The following is a 20,770-nucleotide window of genomic DNA, read 5'->3' as shown; positions in this document are numbered from 1 at the left end:
CAAGGAAATAATGTGCCGCATGATTAAGTACGCTCCGTCTTGCTCAGCCACATATCGCGCATCGAGCCGTCTTTGATCTGCATCGGATAGACGTGCTCGCTGGTGTCGACCGAAACGTCGATGATCACCAGGCGATCCTTCATGGCGAACGCTTCTGCCATCTTCGACTTCAAATCTTTCGATTCGGTGATGCGTACGCCGACGTGGCCGTAGGCTTCAGCCAGCTTGACGAAGTCAGGCAGCGATTCCATGTAGGAGTGCGAGTGACGGCTGCCGTAGCTCATGTCTTGCCACTGACGAACCATCCCCAGAACACCGTTGTTCAGGATGACGATTTTCACCGGCAAGCCATATTGCAGGCAGGTCGACAGTTCCTGGATGTTCATCTGGATGCTGCCTTCGCCGGTCACGCAGGCAACGTCGTCATCCGGGAAGCTCAACTTGATGCCCATGGCCGCCGGGAAACCGAAGCCCATGGTGCCCAGACCGCCGGAGTTGATCCAGCGATTCGGCTTGTTGAACGTGTAGTACTGCGCCGCGAACATCTGGTGCTGGCCCACGTCGGAGGTGATAAAGGCATCGCCCTTGGTCACTTCGCAGAGGGTTTCGATCACGGTTTGCGGCTTGATCAGGCTGCCGTCGCCCTTTTCGTAAGGGAACAGGCCGCGATCACCACGCCATTCATCAACTTGCTTCCACCAACTGGCCACGGACTCCTTGTTCGGGGTCTCGCCGATTTCCTTGAGGATCGCGACCATTTCGGTCAGGACGCTCTCGACCGGACCCACGATTGGCACGTCGGCCTTGATGGTCTTGGAAATCGAAGCCGGATCGATGTCGATATGGATGATCTTGGCATTCGGGCAGAACTTTGCCGGGCCGTTGATCACGCGATCGTCGAAACGCGCGCCGACCGCCAGGATCACGTCAGCGTGATGCATCGCCAGGTTGGCGGTGTAGCTACCGTGCATGCCGAGCATGCCGATGAACTGACGATCAGTGCCTGGGAAACCACCCAGGCCCATCAAGGTGTTGGTCACGGGCAGGTTGAGCATTTTTGCCAGTTCGGTCAGCGGTGCGGAACCGTTGCCGAGGATGACGCCGCCACCCGAATAGAGCACTGGGCGTTTGGCCGCCAGGAGCATTTCTGCCGCCTTGCGGATTTGCCCGGAGTGACCGCGAACGGCCGGGCTGTAGGAGCGCAGCTTGGCTTTTTTCGGGAAGACGTATTCGAACTTCTCAGCCGGGTTGGTCATGTCTTTCGGGATGTCGACCACGACCGGGCCCGGACGACCGGATTGCGCCAGGTAGAAGGCCTTCTTCATGACTTCCGGGATTTCCGAAGCGTGCTTGATCATGATGCTGTGCTTCACGATCGGCCGGGAGATACCGATCATGTCGGTTTCCTGGAACGCGTCGGTGCCGAACATGGTGCTTGGCACCTGACCGGAAATTATCACCATGGGAATCGAATCCATATAGGCCGTGGCGATACCGGTGATGGCGTTTGTGGCGCCTGGACCGGACGTCACCAATACCACGCCGGCTTTACCGGTGGCACGGGCGTAGCCGTCAGCCATATGGGTCGCCGCTTGTTCGTGACGAACCAGGATGTGATTCACTTCCGGTTCTTTGAACAGGGCATCGTAAACATGCAGGAGAGCACCACCCGGGTACCCGTAGATATATTTGACGCCTTCGTCACGCAAAAAGCGGACAAGCATCTCACCGCCAGATAAAAGCTCCACGTTGTTCACCTCTAAAACGCCAGAATACCGTCCACAAAAAAGGGGCGGGTCTTAATAGGTTTACTTCTCGGCAGAGCATGAGCGACGGTGGTCGCCGACTACGTCAGCACTGACTGAGCAAGTATTGGGATCGTCCCAGTGTTGCGGGCCTTTCCCACCCAGCGCGAGGTAACGCGTTGCGGGTGTAACAGGTCGGCGCGGATGTGCGCCTCATGATCTACCGAGTGGGTCTGCTTCTGGCAGTCCCTCTACAGCGGACTTTGGATTCTTCTGTTTCGCCCTCTCCAAGTCAAGTCGTCTGTGTGGTTAATTGTGGGTAAGCACATGAGAACGCAAGAAAAAACCTGAAAACCGCTACTCTGTTAGTGTCAATTGCGCACTTTTGCCAAGGATTCAGCATGCGAACGCTCCTCCTTACTCTGCTGATCGGCCTCAGCCCGTGGTGTATGGCCGCTCAAATCTACAAATGGGTCGACGCTCAAGGGGTGACCCATTTTGATGCGCAGCCGCCACCGGGTCAGCCGTCGACGACCTTGCAGACGCCCTCTTCGCCTCCACCGAAACCGGCGGCAATGCCGGGCAGTGGTGCACTCGGCGATCAAAAGGCTATCGACGACAAGGTGAAGAAACAGGTCGCCGATCAGCAGACGCAGCTCAAGCAGTTTTGCGAGCAGGCACGCACGAACCTCGCGCAATTGCAGAACAATCCGCGGTTAAGGGAGGAAGTGGAGGGACAGTTGCGCCGGCTGGACGATGCGCAGCGGCAGGAGCGCATCGTGGAAGCGCAGAAACAAATCGCACAGAATTGCGAGTAGACACCTGTAGGAGCTGCCGCAGGCTGCGATCTGTTGATCTTGCTTTAAAAACAGGATCAAAAGATCGCAGCCTACGGCAGCTCCTACAGTTATCCGGTGTCCGCCGTAAAAAGGATTGAGGCGGTGCCAGCCCGGAAAGGATCGGTTCAGCGCGAGGCAGTGATCAGCAGGTCAAACTCTTTGAGCAGCACCTGCAACTGACGATCCTTGCCACCCAGGTTGCGCTGGGCGAAGACCATTTCGGCCATTTCCTGAATGCCTGAGGCATTCGGCAATGGCAGATCCTGCTCAAGAATCATCTTCATGCGCGGCAGGAAGATCCATTGCAGCCACTGTTCGAAGTCCAGCGTGTCGACCGAAAACGGCTCAACACTGCTCAGCGCTTCCGCCGACGGCTGAACTTCGTCCCACCAGCCTTGAGTGCGCAGCTCTCGCTCGATCAGTAGCAACTGGTCGGCGATTTTCGGGAAACGAGCATCCATCACAGCGAGACCTTGGCCTTCTGTCGGGCCAAAGTGGCACCGGCGGAATCGCCTTGCTTCTCGCGGGCTTGGGCGATGACTTCCCACAGATTGGCCTGCAGGTCCGGGCGACCGTTGGCCATGGTCAGCGCACGGCGAGCGAATTGCTCGGCTTGCGGCGCGTCACCTTGAGCCATGCGCACCTGCGCCAGACGATAAAGCACTTGCGGCTCACGCGGAGCGACACGCTGTGCACGCTCCAGGCTGGAAGACGCTCCATTGAGATCGCCTCCGGCCTGTTGCTGCTGAGCGGTGGTCAGCAAGGCGAGTACCGGACCGTCCAACTGCTCGTCCGCCGACAAGCCACCGCCGCTGCTGGCGGATGGAATACCGCTCGGCGTCGAAGGCATGCTGTAGCTGCCGGAATTGACCGGCGCCGACTCAACCGGCGAAGGCGTGTAAGGCCCCGACGTGATACCACCGGACGCGGGGCCCGGCACGATTGGCGAAGAGCTGATCGGTGTCGACACCGCAGCGCCGCCGCCCGGCACCATCACCACCACACCAGTATCGCCTTGGGGAATAGCCTGAGCCTGGCCCTGCACAGGACGCTTGACCGTCGTCTGACGGAAACCGCCATTGGCCGACATACGCTCGCTGTTGGACACCGCAGTACCGGAATCAACCACCGGGATCGAACCACGCTGTACGGAAGAGCAGCCGCTGAGCAAAGCCACGGCAGTCACCGCTGGAATCAACCACTTGTTCACTTGAAACCCTCTTTGCTTAATTCATCCAGCCCTTGACCCAATCCATCACCGACTCGCCGGATGCAGGCGTTTCGCTCGCACACGCGGCGCCGGGTGGCGGTTCGCTGCCGCGAATATACGGCATCTGCACCGCCCCCGGGCAGTTGGCATCGGAGCCCTGCCCGGTACGCGAATCGACCCACGCCTGCACGACGTTGTCCGGCTGCGGCATGTCCAGCGGCAGCGGATCGGCCTTGCGCATGAAACTGGTCCACACCTGCAGCGCACCGGTCGCACCGGTGAACGGTGTCTTGCCATTATCGTCGCGCCCCAGCCAGACCACCGCCAGCACATCCTGACTGAAGCCGGCGAACCAGCTGTCGCGGGAATCGTTACTGGTACCGGTCTTGCCCGCCAGCGTCAGGGTCTTGGGCAGCACGTTATAAACGGAGCTGCCGGTACCTTCACGCATCACGCGCTGCATGGCGTTCTGGATCAGATAAATGGACGCCGGATCGAAACGCTGTTCGATCTGGAACGGATAACGCTTGAGCGGTTCGCCCTCGGCGGTCAGTACGCTGCGAATCCCGCGCATCGGCGTGTTGAAACCACCATTGGCGAGGGTCTGATACATGGTGGCGACTTCGATCGGGGTCATGCCGCCAGCACCGAGCAACATCGACGGGAACGCAGGAAATTCGCGTGTCACACCAAGGCGACCCAAGGTCTTGAGCACATTCGGCACGCCCACTTCCAGACCCAGGCGCGAAGTCGAGAGGTTGTAGGAATGCGCCAGGCCCTGATAGAGGAACACGGTGCCGTGGGATCGGCGATCATAGTTCTGCGGCTTCCACACCTGACCGTTCGCACCTTTGACCGACAACGGATCATCCGACAGCCAACTGGTCAGCGTGTACTGGCTCGGCTTTTCCAGCGCAGTCAGATAAACCGCCGGCTTGATCAACGAACCGATGGGCCGCACCGCATCCAGTGCGCGGTTGAACCCGGCATAACTGGCTTGACGGCTGCCGATCATCGCCTGGACTTCGCCGGTTTCCGGGTTGGTCACGACCATCGCCGCTTCGACATCGTCGGAGCCCTTGCGCCCGGCCAGACGTTTAAAGGTGTCGTTGACCGAAGCCTCGGCTTTCATCTGCAGGATCGGGTCGAAACTGGTGAAGATGCGCAGGCCTTCCTCGGTCAAGTCTTCGTCGCGATAGTCTTCACGCAGCTGACGCTTGACCAGATCGATGAAGCCCGGGAACGAGCTGTCGGCCAACTTGCCGCGAGTGGTCACGCCCAGCGGCATTTTCTTCGCCGCTTCGACCTGCTCTGCAGTCGCCACGCCCTGCTGCTCAAGCACGTCGAGCACCAGGTTACGTCGTTCCAGCGCACGCTCAGGATTACGACGCGGGTTGTAGTAGGACGGGCCTTTGACCATGCCGACCAGCAATGCAACCTGATGCAGCTTCAACTCGGACAGTGGCTGACCGAAGAAGAACTGGCTGGCCAGACCGAAACCGTGCACAGCACGCTGACCGTCCTGCCCGACGAAGACTTCGTTGAGGTAGGCCTCAAGGATTTCCTTCTTGTCGTAATGCAGCTCCAGCAGCATCGCCATCATTGCTTCGGTGAGCTTGCGGGTCAGGCTGCGTTCACTGGTCAGATAGAAGTTTTTTACCAACTGCTGGGTCAGCGTACTGCCGCCCTGGGTCATCTTGCCGCCAGAGGTGTTGACCCAGATAGCGCGGGCAATCGACTTCGGCGACACGCCCCAGTGGCTGTAGTAATCGCGGTCTTCCACGGCGACCAGTGTTTCGAGCAGATACGGCGGCACCTGATCGAGCTTGATCAGAATGCGGTCTTCGAGATTTTTTGGATAAATGCCGCCGATCATCAGCGGTTCAAGGCGCACCACGGAGAGTTTCGAACCGTTGATTGCCGACAGTTCAGCGACATAGTCCCCGGAGAAACGCACGCGCACTGGCTGCGGTTTTTCCAGGCCTTCATAGAACTGGAAGCCACGGGTATTCAGATCGACCGTATTGCCACTGACGGCTGCAGCGCCGGGGCCATTGCTCACGGCTTCGCGACGATAGCCGAGGGCATCGAGTTCGGTCAGGAAATCGTCCTTGCTGAGCTTTTGTCCGACGAACAGCTCGAGCGGACGCGCGTACACCTTGGCCGGGATGGTCCAGCGCTTGCCGGAGAACTTCTCCTGAACCACGGCATCGAGGTAAACGGCGAAGCCAGCCAGCACCACAAGGCCGACCAGACTGAGTTTAATGGCCCAGCTCAACCACGGGTTCAGGCCCTTGGAGGGTGGTTTTTTCTTGGTACGGGGAGATCGGGTTCGAGTCATGGCGGCGGATTATACGCACTTTATTCATCCTCAACAGGAGCGCTCCGAGGTTTGCGTCAGGCTGGCGAGCGGCCATAATGGCCGCGTCGAATTTCCCCCCAGTCTCTGAAGGATCGCCCGTGAGCCAGTCACTGATCGCTGCCCTGCAAAACCCGGCCCTCTACCCACACCCCGTCGAAGGGTTCCAGGTCATCGAAACCCATATCTCTTGGGTGATCCTCACCGGTCCCTTTGCTTATAAAGTGAAGAAGCCGGTCAATTTCGGCTTCCTCGACTTCACCGGCCTCGATTCACGCGCACATTTCTGCGCTGAAGAACTGCGCCTGAACCAGCGCCTGACCGACGATTTGTATCTGGAAGTGTTGCCAGTGACCGGTAGCGTCGAAGCACCGCAACTGGGCGGCGACGGCCCGGCCATCGAATATGTGCTGAAAATGCGCCAATTCCCGCAGACCGGCATGCTCAGCACCCTGCAAGCCAACGGCGAGCTGACCACCCAGCACATCGATGAGATGGCCGAGCAGATCGCGCGTTTCCACCTGAGTGCGCCGAAAGTCCCGGCTGAGCACGACGCAGGCACCCCGGACAGCGTGATGGCGCCGGTGTCGCAAAACTTCGAGCAGATCCTGCCGTTCCTCAGCGACAAGAACGATCTGCTGCAACTCGAGGCTTTGAAAGCCTGGGCCGAAAGCAGCTTCGAACGTCTCAAGCCGTTGTTCGCTCAGCGCAAGACCGAAGGTTTCACCCGTGAATGCCACGGCGATATCCACTTGGGTAACGCCACGGTCATCGACGGCAAAGTAGTGATCTTCGACTGCATCGAGTTCAACGAACCGTTCCGCTTCACCGACGTTTGGGCCGACACCGGTTTCCTCGCGATGGACCTGGAAGACCGCGGCCTGAAATCCCTGGCCCGCCGTTTCATCAGCCAGTACCTGGAGCTGACCGGCGACTATCAAGGTCTGGAAGTGCTGAACTTTTACAAAGCCTACCGTGCCCTGGTTCGCGCCAAGGTTGCCCTGTTCAGCATGCCGGCGGACGCGACCCCGGTGCAGCGCGCCACCACTCTGCGCCAGTACCGCAACTACGCCAACCTGGCCGAAAGCTACAGCACCATTCCTTCGCGCTTCATGGCAATCACCCACGGCGTATCCGCTGTCGGCAAGAGCCATGTAGCCATGCGTCTGGTCGAAGCGCTGGGCGCGATTCGCCTGCGCTCCGATGTTGAACGCAAGCGTTTGTTCGGTGAGCAAACCGTCGACAACAATGTACAGGCCGGCATTTACAGCGCTGACGCCAGCGCCGCGACCTACGCACGCTTGCATGAAATCGCTGAAGTGATCCTGCACGCCGGTTTCCCGGTAGTGATTGACGCCACTTACTTGAAGCGTGAGCAGCGCGACAACGCGGCGAAAATCGCTGAAGCCACCGGTACGCCGTTCCTGATCCTCGACTGCAACGCGCCGCAAGCGGTCATCGAGAGCTGGCTGGCGATTCGTCAGGCCGACCAGAAGGATCCGTCCGACGCCACCCTCGCGGTGATCGAAGCACAGCAAGCCAACCGCGAAGCGCTGACACCAGAAGAAATCCTGCGCAGCAAACGCGTGCAGACCAATGAATCCGGCACGCTGGACACCGTGGTCGCGCAGATCCGTCAGCGCCTGCCAGGCTTGTAAGAAACTATTTCGGTCGTGAAGCCCTCGCTTGCTTCACGGCCGTCAAATAGTGGCACTATACTGGCGTCATAAAACCAACGGTGATATGACATGAGCCAGCCGAAACTTCTCGACACCCCGCTATACGCCTTGCTGCACAAAGACGACATCACAGGTTTCAACAAGGAACGACCGCAAGACGGCCCGATCGACATGGTCGGCGGCGACTTCCGTGGTCTTGATCTGCGTGAACTGAACGCCGATGGCGTGGATTTCCGGGACGCGTACTTCCGTTCCGCCGATTTGCGTGGCATCGATTTCCGTAATGCATCGCTGGAAGGTGCGAGCCTGGCCCACGCGCAGATTTCCGGGGCGTACTTTCCCCCTGAGCTGAGCGCCGACGAGATTCTGATGTCGATGAATTTCGGTACGCGTTTGCGTTATCGCACTCGCTGAAATAACCATCCAGCGCCTTCCCTGTAGGAGTGCGCCTGCTCGCGATAGCGGTTTAACATTCAACACATGTGTGCCTGCCAGTCCGCTATCGCGAGCAGGCTCACTCCTACATTGATATGTGTGTTTTCTCCCTCCTTTCTGCGCTCGCAGGCCTTTCAAACTTCTTTTCTTAGAAGCATTTGCGTCGAATCCGACCAAAGAACCACGCTTTTCCTACTGATGGCTACACTCCTGAGAAGCTCGCCCACGCACCATTCGGCCGTCGCAAGGAGGCTTGATGAATGATGAACTGCAGCACCTGAAGAATCTTGGCAAGACGTCGGCGCAATGGCTGCATGCCGTGGGCATCCACAGCGCCTCGGACTTGCGTCGCCTGGGCGCGGTGGACGCCTACCGGGCCGTGCGTACCCGCGGGTTTCGCGCATCGAAGGTGTTGTTGTATGCGATCGAAGGCGCGCTGATGGATGTGCACTGGAACGACATTCCCGCCGAGCGCAAGGACGCCCTGAACAAGCAGCTCGATGCCATTTCCTCGCGTCACAAGAACTGAACGGGCGCTGACCGCCATGTATTTACTGGGGGACCAATCGGCACACGCCGACGCACTGATCAATCGCTTGCAGAGTTTGCCTGGGCAATGGCTCGAAGGCCTGGCCCCCTGTGGCGCGATTGTCGAACTGCAGGCAACGGATGATTTGCTCGCGCAGTTGCCAGATGATCAGCTTTTTCTGCTCAGCGAAGGCGTGATCAACGGCTGCATCGGCGCGCGCCCACTGTTTTACTGGCAGGAAGGTGATTTGATCGGCCTTCAGCAAGGTGAAGAGTGGGGCGACTGCCGCTTTTGCAGTGACGGGCCATTGCGCTTGCAACCCTATCATCGCCACGCGCTTTTTCAGCATCTGTATGCCGATGCTTCCCGAGCAGATCAATTTCTCGCATACCTGCTGGGGCAAATGGCAATCCTCGCTCACGCAGTGGCAGAGTTGAAGCCGCGAGAGTTTCGCAGCACCAACGGCTTCAAACGGGTCGAGGCAGGTGAAGTCCTGATCCATCAGGGCGACGCCGCCGATCACGTCTTTGTGATCATCGACGGACATGCCGAGGCATTCGTCGATGGGCAAAAGGTGGGCGATGTGCCCAAGGACGAAATTTTTGGCGCCATGGCAGTGTTCACTGGCGAACCGCGCAATGCCACGGTGATCACTCGCGATCCGAGCACCGTGATGCTGATTCCCGGCGACCAGTTTTTAAGCATGACTCGATCCAATCCGAAGATCGCGCATAGCTTGATCGAGAGCATGGCGCGGCGCATTGGCCAACTGAACACCCAGCTCACTCAATTGACGAGAACCGAAGGTTAGCGCAAAGCCTTTGTTTTCGGGGTGTTCCGGCCATTTCATCGACTAAATCAAATAAATGCAGAATCAGTTGTTGACTCCGTAATGAGAATCGCTATGATTATCACAACTGGTCGCGAGATCAGTCGATATTCTGAAAAGCCCTTGGTTCGGACTCTCAGATTATCTCCTCATCAGGCTAATCACGGTTATTTGACCCGGTTTTTACCGGGTCTTTTTTTGCCTGTGGAAAAGTCATTTGCCGAATTGTTTGCGCATCTGTTCGCAATAGTCCTGCTTTGGCGTGGCGGCTGTGTACCAAACGTAATCGGCCATCGCGGCTGTTACCTCGCCGCCCTGCTCTGCCAATATCAAAACCGCAGGGGCTTCAGTGGCGCCCAAATCCACAATATGCAACGGCACACCGACGTCCTTGCGCGCATGCCACGCCCCGGCCAGTAACAAAGAAGGTTTCGCTGCAGCCAACAGGCGCTCGGCCATACGCCGATCACGTTGTTGCTGAACGGCGAGCATCGCCGGCATCTGTGATTCTGGCAGCAAGCCACAGTGGGAATCACTGATCTGTTCCAGCAGCGTTTTTTTCACCGACGCCGCATTAGTGCGCGCACCGCTCACAGCTGAAGCATTGCGATAGAAAGCGCGGATTTCGCTGGTTTCGAGATTAGCCGCCAGCAGCGGATAAGGCTGCGCGAGGGCGAAGCGCACAATCGGGCCATAAAGTTTCCAGTCCCAGCCATCCTGCCAGGCCAATGCAACAGGAAGATCAGCGGGTGGCGAAGCAGGCTGGCGCAGGGCATCGACTCTGGGCTGCTGATCCGGCGTGAGCATTTCCAGTAATAGACTCCCTTGCGGCCGTCGCTCACCGAGGGACTGCAACAACCACAGCTGCGCGTCGTGATGATCGGCATTGTCATGCTGCTCACCGATGATCACTTGCTCAGGCGCAGCAAGCCGATTGACCAGTTGCTGCGCCGTCAGCACCTCGCCATTGCGCAAATCGCGAATCTCGCCACTGATCGGCGGTGGCGCAACCACATGCTGACACCCCGCGAGCCACACCACTGCTAATAGCCACAAGCCACGCATGCAATCACCTCGATGACAGGATCAGCGGGCGATGATCAGCGGATGCCCACGCTCCGGGTGCGGTTGCACCAAGACTTCAAGACCGAATACAGCTTTCAGCGTATCCGGCCGCAGCACTTGCTCCGGCGTATCCAGAGCCACCGGACGCCCGCCTTCAAGCAGCAGAATGCGATCACAATAGCGCGCCGCCAGATTCAGATCATGCAGGATCACCAATACCGCTGCGCCACGGTCGGCAAACTCACGCACCGCTTGCAAGGTGGTGTGCTGATGCAGCGGATCGAGCATTGACGTTGGCTCATCGAGCAACAATGTCTGCCCCGCCCGCCCCGGCCAGAGTTGTGCCAGCACTCGCGCCAGATGCACACGCTGACGTTCACCGCCGGACAACGCCAGATAACTGCGACCGCTCAGATGCCCGGCATCCGCTGCCGCCAGCGCCGCCGCAATAATTTCGTCATCGCGCACCTGGCCGCTTTGATAGGGCAAGCGACCCATACCGACCACTTCCTCAACGCGAAAGGCAAAATCCAGAGTCGAGACCTGCGGCAGCACCGCCAGACGCTGGGCGCGTTGCGTGCCCGTCCAAAGCGCCAACGCCTCACCATCGAGAGAAACCCCGCCTTCAATGGCGGTCAGTTCACCGCAGAGAGCGCCCAGCAATGTACTTTTGCCGGCACCGTTCGGCCCCAACACACCGAGCACTTCGCCCGGTTCAAGTTGCAGGGTCAATCCGCTGAGTACCGTTTTGCGGCCGCGCAGGATCTGTAGATTGTGCGCACGCAGCATCAGGCACGCCCTCGCAGCAGCAGATAGAGAAAGAACGGCGCGCCGATAAACGCCGTAACAATACCGATCGGCAACTCCGCTGGCGCCAGGGCCAATCGCGCCACCAGATCAGCCAGCAACAACAGGCTCGCGCCCGCCAGTACCGACGCCGGCAGTAACACTTTGTGATCCGGCCCTGCGAGCAGACGCACCAGGTGCGGCACCACCAACCCGACGAAACCGATCATGCCCGCCGCTGCCACCGCTGCGCCAACACCCAGCGCCGTACAGAACACCAGTTCACGTTTGAGCCGCTCGACATCAATGCCCAAATGCCCTGCCTCGGATTCCCCGAGCAGCAGCGCATTCAGCGCCTTGGCCCGACGCGGCAACCATAACGCAACACCGGCGCTGATGATCAGCAACGGCCAAAGCCGCGAGTAACTGGCGCCATTGAGGCTGCCGAGGTTCCAGAACGTCAGCGTACGCAGGGTCGCGTCGTCGGCCAGATAAGTGAACAGGCCAACCGCCGAACTGGCCAGCGCGGTGAGGGCGATGCCCGCCAGCAGCATGGTTGCAACGTTAGTCTGACCGTTGCGGCGACCGAGGCGATAAACCAGCGCCGTGACGCCAAGCCCGCCAAGAAACGCGCACACCGACAACAGATAAGGCCCGAACCACTCCGGCAAACCACCGAAAAAAGAGCCGCCGACAATCGCAATCGCCGCGCCCAACGCCGCGCCACTGGAAACCCCAACCAGCCCCGGATCCGCCAGCGGATTACGAAACAAGCCCTGCATCGCCACGCCGGACAAGGCCAGCACGCCGCCGACCGCCAATCCAAGCAAAGTACGCGGCAGACGAATCTGCCCCAGAATCAGTTCAGCCTGCTCCAGACCGTCCGGCGCCAGCGGCACGCCAAGCATGCGCAACGCCGCGCGCAAGGTATCGAACAGCGGCAGGCTCACCGGCCCCAGCGCCAATGACAGCCAGATAGCCAGCAAACACAGAAGCGTCAGGCCAATAAACAAGCCACGGGGTTTTACCAATGTGGTCATTGGCCGCTCTTGGCCGGGTAGAAACCGTCAGACAGGGTTTTCAGTGCGGCTGGCAGACGCGGTCCGAGCCCACCGACGAGCAGCGTCGGATCCAGCTCCAGCACGCGCCCGGCCTTGGCCGCACGGCTTGAATTGAGAATCGGGTTTTCCTTGAACAGCGCTGCTTTCGCCGCTTCACCGGTCAGCGCACGATCAGCGAACACCAGCACTTCAGGATCGAGGCTGGCGAGGGATTCCACGGAAAACGGCTTGTAACCGGTGTGCGTCGCCAGGTTATGCCCGCCCGCCTGCTGCAGCAGCCAGTCGGCGGCAGTGTCCTTGCCGGCGATCAACGGCTTGCCGCCCGCGTGGCCGAGCAGCAACAGTACGCCGGGTGCTTTCTGCTTGGATTGCGTGTCAGTGACTCGTGCTTTCTGCGCATCGAGTTGCTGTTGATAACTTTGCAACAACTGCGTTGCCTGCGCTTCAGCGCCAAGCAACCGGCCCAGATGTGTGAGGTTGTTCTCCAGCGTCGGCAAATCCGGTTGAGCCGAAAACAATTCGACTTGAACCTTGGCCGCTTTCACCTGCGCAAGCACGGGTGGCGGGCCCATTTCTTCGGTGCCGATGAGGATGTCCGGACGCAGGCTGAGAATACCTTCTGCCGAAAGACTGCGCTGATAACCAATGCTCGGCAGCGCCTTCAAGGATTCAGGATTTTGGCTGGTGGTATCGACGCCGACCAGTTTTGACTCGCCCCCCAATGCCGCGACCCACTCCGACAACGCGCCGCCAGCGCTGACCCATCGTTGCGGCAAATCGGCCGCTGCAGCCTGATGGCTGACGAACAGTCCGGCACACAGCACGACAACGCGGGTACTCAGGCGCATACACAGCTTCCTTGAAAGACGTTTTTCCCGGGCATCCGGATAACAGGCCAAGTATCCTCGACCCTGCCAGCCGCCCTGCGGACGAAGGCCGCCATTTGATAATTGTTTGCATTTAAACGTCAAGCTCGGACATATCCAGACACGAGCGGACAGTAGAGGATAGTCATGAAGTTTCTCTGCGCGGGCGCCGAGCTCGCCGAAGCCGCCAGCCGTGGGTTTGAAGTCGACGGAAAAAAGCTGTTTGCCGTGCGCCGCAGCGGCCAGGCCTACGTTTATCTGAATCGCTGCCCGCACCGTGGCGTCGGGCTGGAATGGCACCCCGACCAGTTTCTCGACCCGAGCAACAGCCTGATCCAGTGCGCCACCCACGGCGCACTGTTTCTCATCGAGGACGGTGAATGCGTGGCCGGGCCCTGCGCCGGGCAAGCACTCACCGCCATCCCTTGCCGCGAAGACGCGCAAGGCCTGTGGATCGATGTTTAACCGTTGAGCAATACATCGAGACGGCGATCGATGACCATTTCTTCGTGGTTCAAGCGAACGCCGTACGCCAGCACTTCAACACCACATGCCACCGCTTCGCGCAGCGCCTGGGCATAAGCCGAATCAATTTCTTCGGCAGGACGCACCGCTTCGATCCCGGTCAGATTCACGCAGTACAACTGCACCGCGCGAATGCCGTCCCGCGCCAGATGCGCTAATTCGCGCAGGTGCTTGGCGCCACGCTGGGTCACGGCATCAGGAAACGCCGCCACCGCCGTGCCATCGAAGCCCAAGGTGACGCTTTTCACCTCGACGTAAGCCGGGCCGCTCGGGTATTCGAGGCGAAAATCGATGCGGCTTTTTTCCTGGCCGTACGCCACTTCGCGTTTCAACGCAGTGAAACCGTTCAACTCGGTTATCACGCCCGCCTGCAAGGCTTCTTCGACCAGCCCGTTGGCGCGCCCGGTGTTTACGCAAAACAAGCGGCCCTGCGGGGTTTCGCCGATTTCCCAAGTGCCGGGCAATTTGCGTTTCGGGTCATTGGAGCGGCTGAACCAGACCTGCCCGCCCTCGACCTGACAATTGAGCATCGAACCGGTGTTCGGGCAGTGAATGGTCAGCAACTCGCCGCTAACGGTTTCGATATCGGCGAGAAAACGCTTGTAGCGACGGATCAGCCGCGCTTCTTCAAGTTCCGGATAAAAGCGCATCAGCCTTGCCAACTCTTCAGGCCACGCGCGATACGCTCCACCGCTTCCTGTAAGCGAGGAAGGTTTTGCGTGTAGGCAAAACGCACATGGTGACTGGCCTGATAGCGACCAAAATCCAGCCCCGGCGTGAACGCGACATGTTCGGTTTCGAGGAAATGACGGCAGAACGCGAAGGCATCACCGCCGAACTGGCTGATATCGGCGTACAAATAGAACGCGCCCTCAGGCTCCACGGCAATGTTGAATCCCAACTCGCGCAACGCCGGCAGGAGGAAATCGCGACGACGACCGAATTCGGCGCGGCGCTCTTCCAGAATGGCGATGGTATCGGGTTCAAAACAGGCCAGCGCCGCGTGTTGCGCCATGCTCGGCGCACTGATGTAGAGATTCTGCGCCAGCTTTTCCAGCTCGCTGACCGCCGCCTCCGGCGCCACCAGCCAGCCGAGGCGCCAACCGGTCATGCCGAAATACTTGGAAAAGCTGTTCAACACAAACGCACTGTCATCGACTTCCAGCACGCTGGCAGCATCGGTGCCGTACGTCAGGCCGTGATAGATCTCGTCCACCACCAGATGGCCGTGTCTGGCCTTGATGGCTGTCGATAACCCGGCCAGCTCATCGCGAGTCAGAATCGTGCCGGTCGGGTTGGCCGGCGAGGCGACCAGTGCACCGACGCTATCGTGATCCCAATGACGCTCGACCAGATCCGGGGTCAGTTGATAACGCACGTCCGGCCCTACAGGGACAAGCTGCGCTGCGCCTTCGACCAAACGCAGGAAATGGCGGTTGCACGGATAACCGGGATCCGCCAAGAGCCAGTGTTTCCCGGGATCGACCAGCAACGCACTGGCCAGCAACAGCGCACCGGAACCGCCCGGAGTGATCAGAATCCGTCGTGGATCAATGTCTAGGCCGTAACGCGATTGATAAAACCCGGCAATCGCCTCACGCAGTTCAGGAATGCCGCGCGCAGCGGTGTAACGGGTCTTGCCTGCCGTCAGCGCCGCTTGCCCGGCACGGATGATCGGCTCGGCCGTAGTGAAGTCCGGCTCGCCGATTTCCAGATGGATCACGTCGTGGCCTTCAGCCTGTAATTCATTGGCTCGCGCCAGCAGCGCCATCACATGGAACGGTTCGATCGCACGACTGCGCGCACTGTAAGGCTGAGCCATTGGTTTTCCTTCGGCAGGGAAAAAGAGACGATTCTACCCATCTGCCGGAACGAGCGAGAACCCGTAGCGGTCACAGCCTCAAGAACGCTGGACTGTAACGATATGAGCGTACGCTCCAGGATTGACTAAAATCAGTGATTGAACAGGTCTTCAACACCACCAGACACGGCTTGCCAAACATTTGCAAGCGCCACCCGCCGGGGCCTCGACATCCGGGAGTAGCGCAGGCCGATTTGATCTGGTAAGTTCGCCCGCTTGCAGCCGCAGGGCCGGCAGGTGTCGGTGATGGAGCAATCCTGCGCAATGGATTACAAGAGTAGAGGCGGTCCATTTCATGCCCACCCAAGCAAAGCAACAGCAGCAAACGGCGATCAGTGGCTTCGAACCTTACGTTCAGGCCAAAGACGAAGAGTACATGGGCAAACCCATGCGCGCGCACTTCACCAAGATCCTGACCAAGTGGAAACTGGACTTGATGCAGGAAGTCGACCGAACTGTTGATCACATGAAGGACGAAGCGGCCAACTTTCCCGACCCGGCCGACCGTGCCAGTCAGGAAGAAGAGTTCGCCCTTGAACTGCGTGCCCGTGATCGCGAGCGCAAGCTGATCAAGAAGATCGACAAGACACTGCAACTGATCGAAGACGGCGAATACGGCTGGTGCGATTCGTGCGGCATCGAGATTGGCGTCAAGCGCCTTGAAGCCCGTCCTACCGCCGACATGTGCGTCGACTGCAAGAACCTGGCTGAGATCAAGGAAAAGCAGGTCGGCAAGTAATCTCGACCTGAACGAAAAACGGAGCGTGCGAACGCTCCGTTTTTGTTTCTGCCTTTTGCCTTTGCCTTTTGTAGGAGTGAGCCTGCTCGCGATAGCGGTGGGTCAGTCAATATCGGTGTTGAATGTCACACCGTTATCGCGAGCAGGCTCACTCCTACAAGTTGACCTGCGTATAGCCTGAAAAGTAGTTTCGTCTTCATGACTGCCAAAACATCCCCCGCCTACATCGGCCGCTTCGCCCCAACCCCCAGTGGCCACTTGCACTTCGGTTCGCTGGTTGCCGCCCTCGCCTCCTACCTCGACGCGCGCTCGGTCGGCGGTCGCTGGCTGGTGCGCATGGAAGATCTCGATCCGCCCCGTGAAGAGCCCGGTGCGCAAGCGGCAATCCTCAAGGCGCTGGAAAGCTACGGTTTCGAATGGGACGGCGACATGGTCCGGCAGAGTGATCGGCACGACGCTTACGCCGATGTGCTCAACAGCCTGTTCAATCACGGTCTCGCGTACGCCTGCACCTGCTCGCGCAAACAGCTCGAACCGTACAACGGCATTTATCCGGGCCTGTGCCGCAATCTCGGCCACGAGCAGCAAGACGCCGCCATCCGCCTGCGCGTGCCGGAACTGGAATACCACTTCATCGACCGCGTGCAGGGTGAATACCGCCAGCATCTGGGGCGCGATGTCGGCGATTTCGTCATCCGCCGGCGCGACGGGCTCTACGCCTATCAACTGGCCGTGGTGCTCGATGATGCGTGGCAAGGCATCACCGACATTGTGCGCGGCGCCGATCTGCTCGACTCGACTCCGCGTCAGCTGTATCTGCAAGAACTGCTCGGCCTGCGCCAACCGCGTTATCTGCACCTGCCGCTGATTACCCAACCGGACGGTAACAAGCTCGGCAAGTCCTACCGTTCGCCACCGCTGCAGGCTGATCAAGCCACGCCGTTGTTGCTGCGAGCCCTGCGCGCCCTGGGGCAAAACCCCGGTGCCGAACTGGCGCACGCCTCGCCGCAAGAACTGCTCAGTTGGGGCAGCAAGCATTGGGATGCGACGAAGATACCGCGCACACTGACCCTGCCCGAGGCGCAACTGCTATGACGACACTTGCAGTCGCGCGCCCATCCGTTACCATCGCCGCACGTTTTCGGGCACCCGCATAAAAAAGAGAGGCCGGGATGTACATCTATCGCTTGGTCCTGCTTTTAGTCGTGGGGATCTATCTGTTTTCCCCCGCCATCATGGATTGGTGGATCGACGCTACGGGCGCCTGGTATCGCCCCTATCTGCTTTGGCTGATCCTGATTGTCGTGACCTTCATCCTGCAGAGCCAAAAAGATGCCGATGAGCTTTAGCCTGACCCAGATGATCCTGATCAGCGCCGCGTACCTGGCGGTGCTGTTCGGCGTTGCCTGGATCAGCGAACGGGGCATGATCCCGCGGGCAATCATTCGCCACCCGTTGACCTACACCTTGTCGCTTGGGGTTTACGCCAGTGCCTGGGCGTTCTACGGCACGGTCGGCCTCGCGTATCAGTACGGTTATGGCTTTCTGTCCAGCTACCTCGGCGTGTCCGGCGCGTTTCTGCTGGCGCCGGTGTTGCTCTATCCGATCCTGAAAATTACCCGCACCTATCAACTGTCGTCGCTGGCCGATCTGTTCGCGTTCCGTTTTCGCAGTACCTGGGCCGGTGCACTGACAACGATTTTCATGCTGATTGGTGTACTGCCGCTGCTGGCGTTGCAGATTCAGGCGGTGGCCGACTCCATTGGCATTCTGACTGGCGAGCCGATTCAGAGCCGCGTGGCATTGGCGTTCTGCGCGCTGATCATTCTGTTCACGATTTTTTTCGGCTCACGCCACATCGCTACCCGCGAGAAACACGAAGGCCTGGTGTTCGCGATTGCCTTCGAATCGGTGATCAAACTGATCGCCCTCGGCGGCGTCGGCCTGTATGCGCTGTACGGCGTGTTCGACGGCCCGCAACAGCTTGAACTGTGGCTGCTGCAAAACCAGACCGCCCTCGCCGCACTGCACACACCGCTGCAGGAAGGCCCGTGGCGTACGCTGCTGCTGGTGTTCTTCGCGTCGGCGATCGTGATGCCGCACATGTACCACATGACGTTTACCGAGAACCTCAATCCGCGTTCGCTGGTCAGTGCGAGCTGGGGCTTACCGCTGTTCTTGCTGCTGATGAGTCTGGCAGTGCCGCTGATTCTCTGGGCCGGCCTGAAGCTCGGTGCCACGACCAATCCGGAATATTTCACCCTTGGTATCGGTATCGCCGCCAACAGCAAACCGCTGGCGTTGCTCGCCTACGTCGGTGGTTTATCGGCGGCCAGCGGCCTGATCATCGTCACCACCCTGGCGCTGTCAGGGATGGCACTGAACCACTTGGTTCTGCCGCTCTATCAGCCGCCGGCCGAAGGCAATATCTACCGCTGGCTGAAATGGACCCGCCGGGCGCTGATCGTCGCGATCATCATGGCCGGCTTCGGCTTCTACCTGATGCTCGGCGCCGAGCAGGATCTGGCCAACCTCGGCATCGTCGCGTTTGTCGCGACCCTGCAATTCCTGCCGGGCGTGTTGTCGGTATTGTATTGGCCGACTGCTAACCGTCGTGGCTTCATTGCCGGTCTGCTGGCGGGGATTCTGGTCTGGGTGGTGACCATGCTGCTGCCGCTGGTCGGCAATCTGCAGGGTTTCTACATTCCGCTGTTGAACATGATTTACGTGCTCGACGACACCAGTTGGCACATGGCGGCCATCGCCTCGCTCGCCGCCAACGTGCTGATGTTCACCCTGATCTCGCTGTTCACCAATGCCAGTCCGGAAGAAGCCAGCGCCGCCGAGGCCTGCGCGGTGGACAACGTCCGTCGCCCGCAACGCCGCGAACTGCACGCCGCCTCCCCGCAGGAATTCGCCACACAGTTGGCGAAACCGCTGGGCGCCAAGGCTGCGCAAAAAGAAGTCGAACAAGCGCTGCGTGACCTTTACCTGCCCTTCGACGAACGCCGCCCTTACGCCTTGCGCCGTTTGCGTGACCGCATCGAAGCCAACCTCTCCGGCCTGATGGGCCCGAGCGTCGCGCAGGACATGGTTGAAACCTTCCTGCCGTACAAGGCTGGCGGCGAAAACTATGTGACCGAAGACATTCACTTCATCGAAAGCCGCCTCGAGGATTATCACTCGCGTCTCACCGGTCTTGCCGCCGAACTCGATGCCCTGCGCCGCTACCACCGCCAGACCCTGCAGGAACTGCCGATGGGTGTCTGCTCGCTGGCCAAGGATCAAGAGATCCTGATGTGGAACAAGGCCATGGAAGAACTCACCGGAATCGCCGCGCAGCGCGTGGTCGGTTCGCGCCTGAGCACCATTGGCGAGCCGTGGAAAGAATTGCTCCAGGGTTTCATCAACCTGCCCGACGAACATTTGCACAAACAGCATCTGGCCCTCGACGGTCAGACCCGCTGGCTGAACCTGCACAAAGCCGCTATCGATGAGCCGTTGGCGCCGGGCAACAGCGGTTTGGTGTTGCTGGTCGAGGATCTGACCGAAACGCAGATGCTCGAAGACAAACTGGTGCACTCCGAACGTCTGGCCAGCATCGGTCGCCTCGCGGCGGGTGTGGCCCACGAAATCGGCAACCCGGTCACCGGCATCGCCTGTCTGGCGCAGAACCTGCGCGAGGAACGCGAAGAAGACGACGAGCTGACGGAAATCAGCGGGCAGATTCTCGAACAGACCAAACGCATATCGCGCATCGTGCAGTCGTTGATGAGTTTCGCCCACGCCGGCAGCCATCAGCACAGCGACGAGCCCGTTTGTCTGGCGGAAGTGGCACAGGACGCCATCGGGCTGCTGGCGCTCAACCGACGCAATTTCGAAGTGCAGTTCTATAACCTGTGCGACCCCGATCACTGGGTCGAAGGCGACCCGCAGCGACTCGCCCAGGTCTTGATCAATCTGCTCTCCAACGCCCGCGACGCCTCGCCGCCGCACAGTGCGGTACGGGTCAAGAGCGAAGCCGGCGAACACACGGTCGATCTGATCGTCGAAGACGAAGGCAGCGGTATTCCGAAGAACATCATGGATAGATTGTTCGAACCCTTCTTCACCACCAAGGATCCTGGCGAAGGCACCGGTCTGGGCCTTGCACTGGTCTATTCCATCGTTGAAGAGCATTATGGACAAATCACCATCGACAGCCCGGCTGATGTACAAAGCCAACGCGGCACCCGTATCCGG

General features: G+C 59.6%; 20 protein-coding genes. 10 read left to right on the top strand and 10 right to left on the bottom strand.

Annotation, left to right across the window (positions count from 1 at the left end):
• Positions 1-23: 23 nt before the first annotated feature.
• A complete protein-coding gene (locus ACIPIZ_RS21410) occupies positions 24-1,748 on the bottom strand; it encodes an acetolactate synthase 3 large subunit (protein ID WP_401167262.1) in 1,725 nt (574 codons plus the stop codon).
• Between the two features lie 398 nt (positions 1,749-2,146).
• Here ACIPIZ_RS21410 and ACIPIZ_RS21405 point away from each other — a divergent pair, with 398 nt between their 5' ends.
• Positions 2,147-2,563: a DUF4124 domain-containing protein gene (locus ACIPIZ_RS21405; protein ID WP_064392515.1), complete on the top strand. Its 417-nt coding sequence runs from the start codon at positions 2,147-2,149 to the stop codon at positions 2,561-2,563.
• 146 nt (positions 2,564-2,709) lie between these two features.
• Here the strand turns inward: ACIPIZ_RS21405 and ACIPIZ_RS21400 are convergent, their stop codons facing one another.
• The 3 genes from ACIPIZ_RS21400 to mrcB are packed head-to-tail and all read right to left on the bottom strand — an operon-like array spanning position 2,710 to position 6,135.
• Complete coding sequence (locus tag ACIPIZ_RS21400) at positions 2,710-3,045, bottom strand: YqcC family protein (RefSeq protein WP_053123861.1); 336 nt, start codon at positions 3,043-3,045, stop codon at positions 2,710-2,712.
• Complete coding sequence (locus ACIPIZ_RS21395; protein ID WP_150648474.1) at positions 3,045-3,794, bottom strand: tetratricopeptide repeat protein; 750 nt, start codon at positions 3,792-3,794, stop codon at positions 3,045-3,047. Before ACIPIZ_RS21395 ends, ACIPIZ_RS21400 begins: the two co-directional genes overlap by 1 nt.
• Before the next feature lie 16 nt (positions 3,795-3,810).
• Positions 3,811-6,135, bottom strand: a complete 2,325-nt coding sequence (gene mrcB / locus ACIPIZ_RS21390) for a penicillin-binding protein 1B (RefSeq protein ID WP_401167259.1) — start codon at positions 6,133-6,135, stop codon at positions 3,811-3,813.
• A gap of 119 nt (positions 6,136-6,254) precedes the next feature.
• Here mrcB and ACIPIZ_RS21385 point away from each other — a divergent pair, with 119 nt between their 5' ends.
• From ACIPIZ_RS21385 to ACIPIZ_RS21370, 4 genes are all read left to right on the top strand, one after another.
• Positions 6,255-7,811 carry a bifunctional aminoglycoside phosphotransferase/ATP-binding protein gene (locus ACIPIZ_RS21385; RefSeq protein ID WP_064392507.1) on the top strand — a complete coding sequence of 519 codons (1,557 nt, stop codon included), beginning with the start codon at positions 6,255-6,257 and terminating at the stop codon, positions 7,809-7,811.
• A 90-nt stretch (positions 7,812-7,901) separates the two neighbouring features.
• On the top strand, positions 7,902-8,246 hold the full coding sequence (locus ACIPIZ_RS21380; protein WP_007909940.1) for a pentapeptide repeat-containing protein: 345 nt from the start codon (positions 7,902-7,904) through the stop codon (positions 8,244-8,246).
• Positions 8,247-8,523: 277 nt separating this feature from the next.
• Positions 8,524-8,796 carry a TfoX/Sxy family protein gene (locus ACIPIZ_RS21375; protein ID WP_064392505.1) on the top strand — a complete coding sequence of 91 codons (273 nt, stop codon included), beginning with the start codon at positions 8,524-8,526 and terminating at the stop codon, positions 8,794-8,796.
• A gap of 16 nt (positions 8,797-8,812) precedes the next feature.
• Positions 8,813-9,607 carry a cyclic nucleotide-binding domain-containing protein gene (locus ACIPIZ_RS21370; RefSeq protein ID WP_122660830.1) on the top strand — a complete coding sequence of 265 codons (795 nt, stop codon included), beginning with the start codon at positions 8,813-8,815 and terminating at the stop codon, positions 9,605-9,607.
• A gap of 231 nt (positions 9,608-9,838) precedes the next feature.
• Here ACIPIZ_RS21370 and ACIPIZ_RS21365 read toward each other — a convergent pair whose 3' ends face one another.
• From ACIPIZ_RS21365 to ACIPIZ_RS21350, 4 genes are read right to left on the bottom strand one after another with little or no spacing between them, the layout of a single operon-like run.
• Entirely contained in the window at positions 9,839-10,690 is an 852-nt protein-coding gene (locus ACIPIZ_RS21365; RefSeq protein WP_401167256.1) for a ChaN family lipoprotein, read from the bottom strand.
• A gap of 21 nt (positions 10,691-10,711) precedes the next feature.
• Positions 10,712-11,479: a heme ABC transporter ATP-binding protein gene (locus ACIPIZ_RS21360; protein ID WP_401167254.1), complete on the bottom strand. Its 768-nt coding sequence runs from the start codon at positions 11,477-11,479 to the stop codon at positions 10,712-10,714.
• Positions 11,479-12,462, bottom strand: coding sequence for an iron ABC transporter permease (locus tag ACIPIZ_RS21355; RefSeq protein WP_163024085.1), 984 nt, complete (start codon positions 12,460-12,462; stop codon positions 11,479-11,481). Before ACIPIZ_RS21355 ends, ACIPIZ_RS21360 begins: the two co-directional genes overlap by 1 nt.
• A 50-nt stretch (positions 12,463-12,512) precedes the next feature.
• Positions 12,513-13,385, bottom strand: coding sequence for a hemin ABC transporter substrate-binding protein (locus tag ACIPIZ_RS21350; protein WP_401167252.1), 873 nt, complete (start codon positions 13,383-13,385; stop codon positions 12,513-12,515).
• Positions 13,386-13,550: 165 nt separating this feature from the next.
• Between ACIPIZ_RS21350 and ACIPIZ_RS21345 the strand changes: the two genes are divergently transcribed.
• Positions 13,551-13,868 carry a Rieske (2Fe-2S) protein gene (locus ACIPIZ_RS21345; RefSeq protein WP_064392493.1) on the top strand — a complete coding sequence of 106 codons (318 nt, stop codon included), beginning with the start codon at positions 13,551-13,553 and terminating at the stop codon, positions 13,866-13,868.
• On the opposite strand, the gene sfsA is transcribed toward ACIPIZ_RS21345, so the two are convergent.
• Both sfsA and ACIPIZ_RS21335 read right to left on the bottom strand, forming a co-directional pair.
• On the bottom strand, positions 13,865-14,578 hold the full coding sequence (gene sfsA / locus ACIPIZ_RS21340; protein WP_105709402.1) for a DNA/RNA nuclease SfsA: 714 nt from the start codon (positions 14,576-14,578) through the stop codon (positions 13,865-13,867). The two genes, ACIPIZ_RS21345 and sfsA, sit on opposite strands and share 4 nt — an antisense overlap.
• Positions 14,578-15,750, bottom strand: a complete 1,173-nt coding sequence (locus tag ACIPIZ_RS21335) for a pyridoxal phosphate-dependent aminotransferase (protein ID WP_064392490.1) — start codon at positions 15,748-15,750, stop codon at positions 14,578-14,580. The genes sfsA and ACIPIZ_RS21335 overlap by 1 nt, the downstream gene beginning before the upstream one ends.
• A gap of 334 nt (positions 15,751-16,084) precedes the next feature.
• On the opposite strand from ACIPIZ_RS21335, the gene dksA reads away from it, so the two are divergent.
• From dksA to ACIPIZ_RS21315, 4 genes are all read left to right on the top strand, one after another.
• A complete protein-coding gene (gene dksA, locus ACIPIZ_RS21330) occupies positions 16,085-16,528 on the top strand; it encodes an RNA polymerase-binding protein DksA (RefSeq protein ID WP_007909922.1) in 444 nt (147 codons plus the stop codon).
• A 198-nt stretch (positions 16,529-16,726) separates the two neighbouring features.
• The gene (gene gluQRS, locus ACIPIZ_RS21325) at positions 16,727-17,623 is read left to right on the top strand and encodes a tRNA glutamyl-Q(34) synthetase GluQRS (RefSeq protein WP_253481846.1); all 897 of its coding nucleotides are present in this window, start codon (positions 16,727-16,729) and stop codon (positions 17,621-17,623) included.
• Between the two features lie 77 nt (positions 17,624-17,700).
• Positions 17,701-17,877 carry a hypothetical protein gene (locus tag ACIPIZ_RS21320; RefSeq protein WP_003176118.1) on the top strand — a complete coding sequence of 59 codons (177 nt, stop codon included), beginning with the start codon at positions 17,701-17,703 and terminating at the stop codon, positions 17,875-17,877.
• Positions 17,861-20,770: sensor histidine kinase (locus tag ACIPIZ_RS21315; RefSeq protein ID WP_401167249.1), on the top strand; the 2,910-nt coding region annotated here is incomplete at its 3' end. The genes ACIPIZ_RS21320 and ACIPIZ_RS21315, both read left to right, overlap by 17 nt.

The organism is Pseudomonas sp. NPDC087690 (genome assembly GCF_044743175.1).
Classification (GTDB): Bacteria; Pseudomonadota; Gammaproteobacteria; order Pseudomonadales; family Pseudomonadaceae; genus Aquipseudomonas.
Note: the sequence above shows the minus strand (reverse complement) of the source record. Positions and strands in the feature narration are given on the sequence as shown.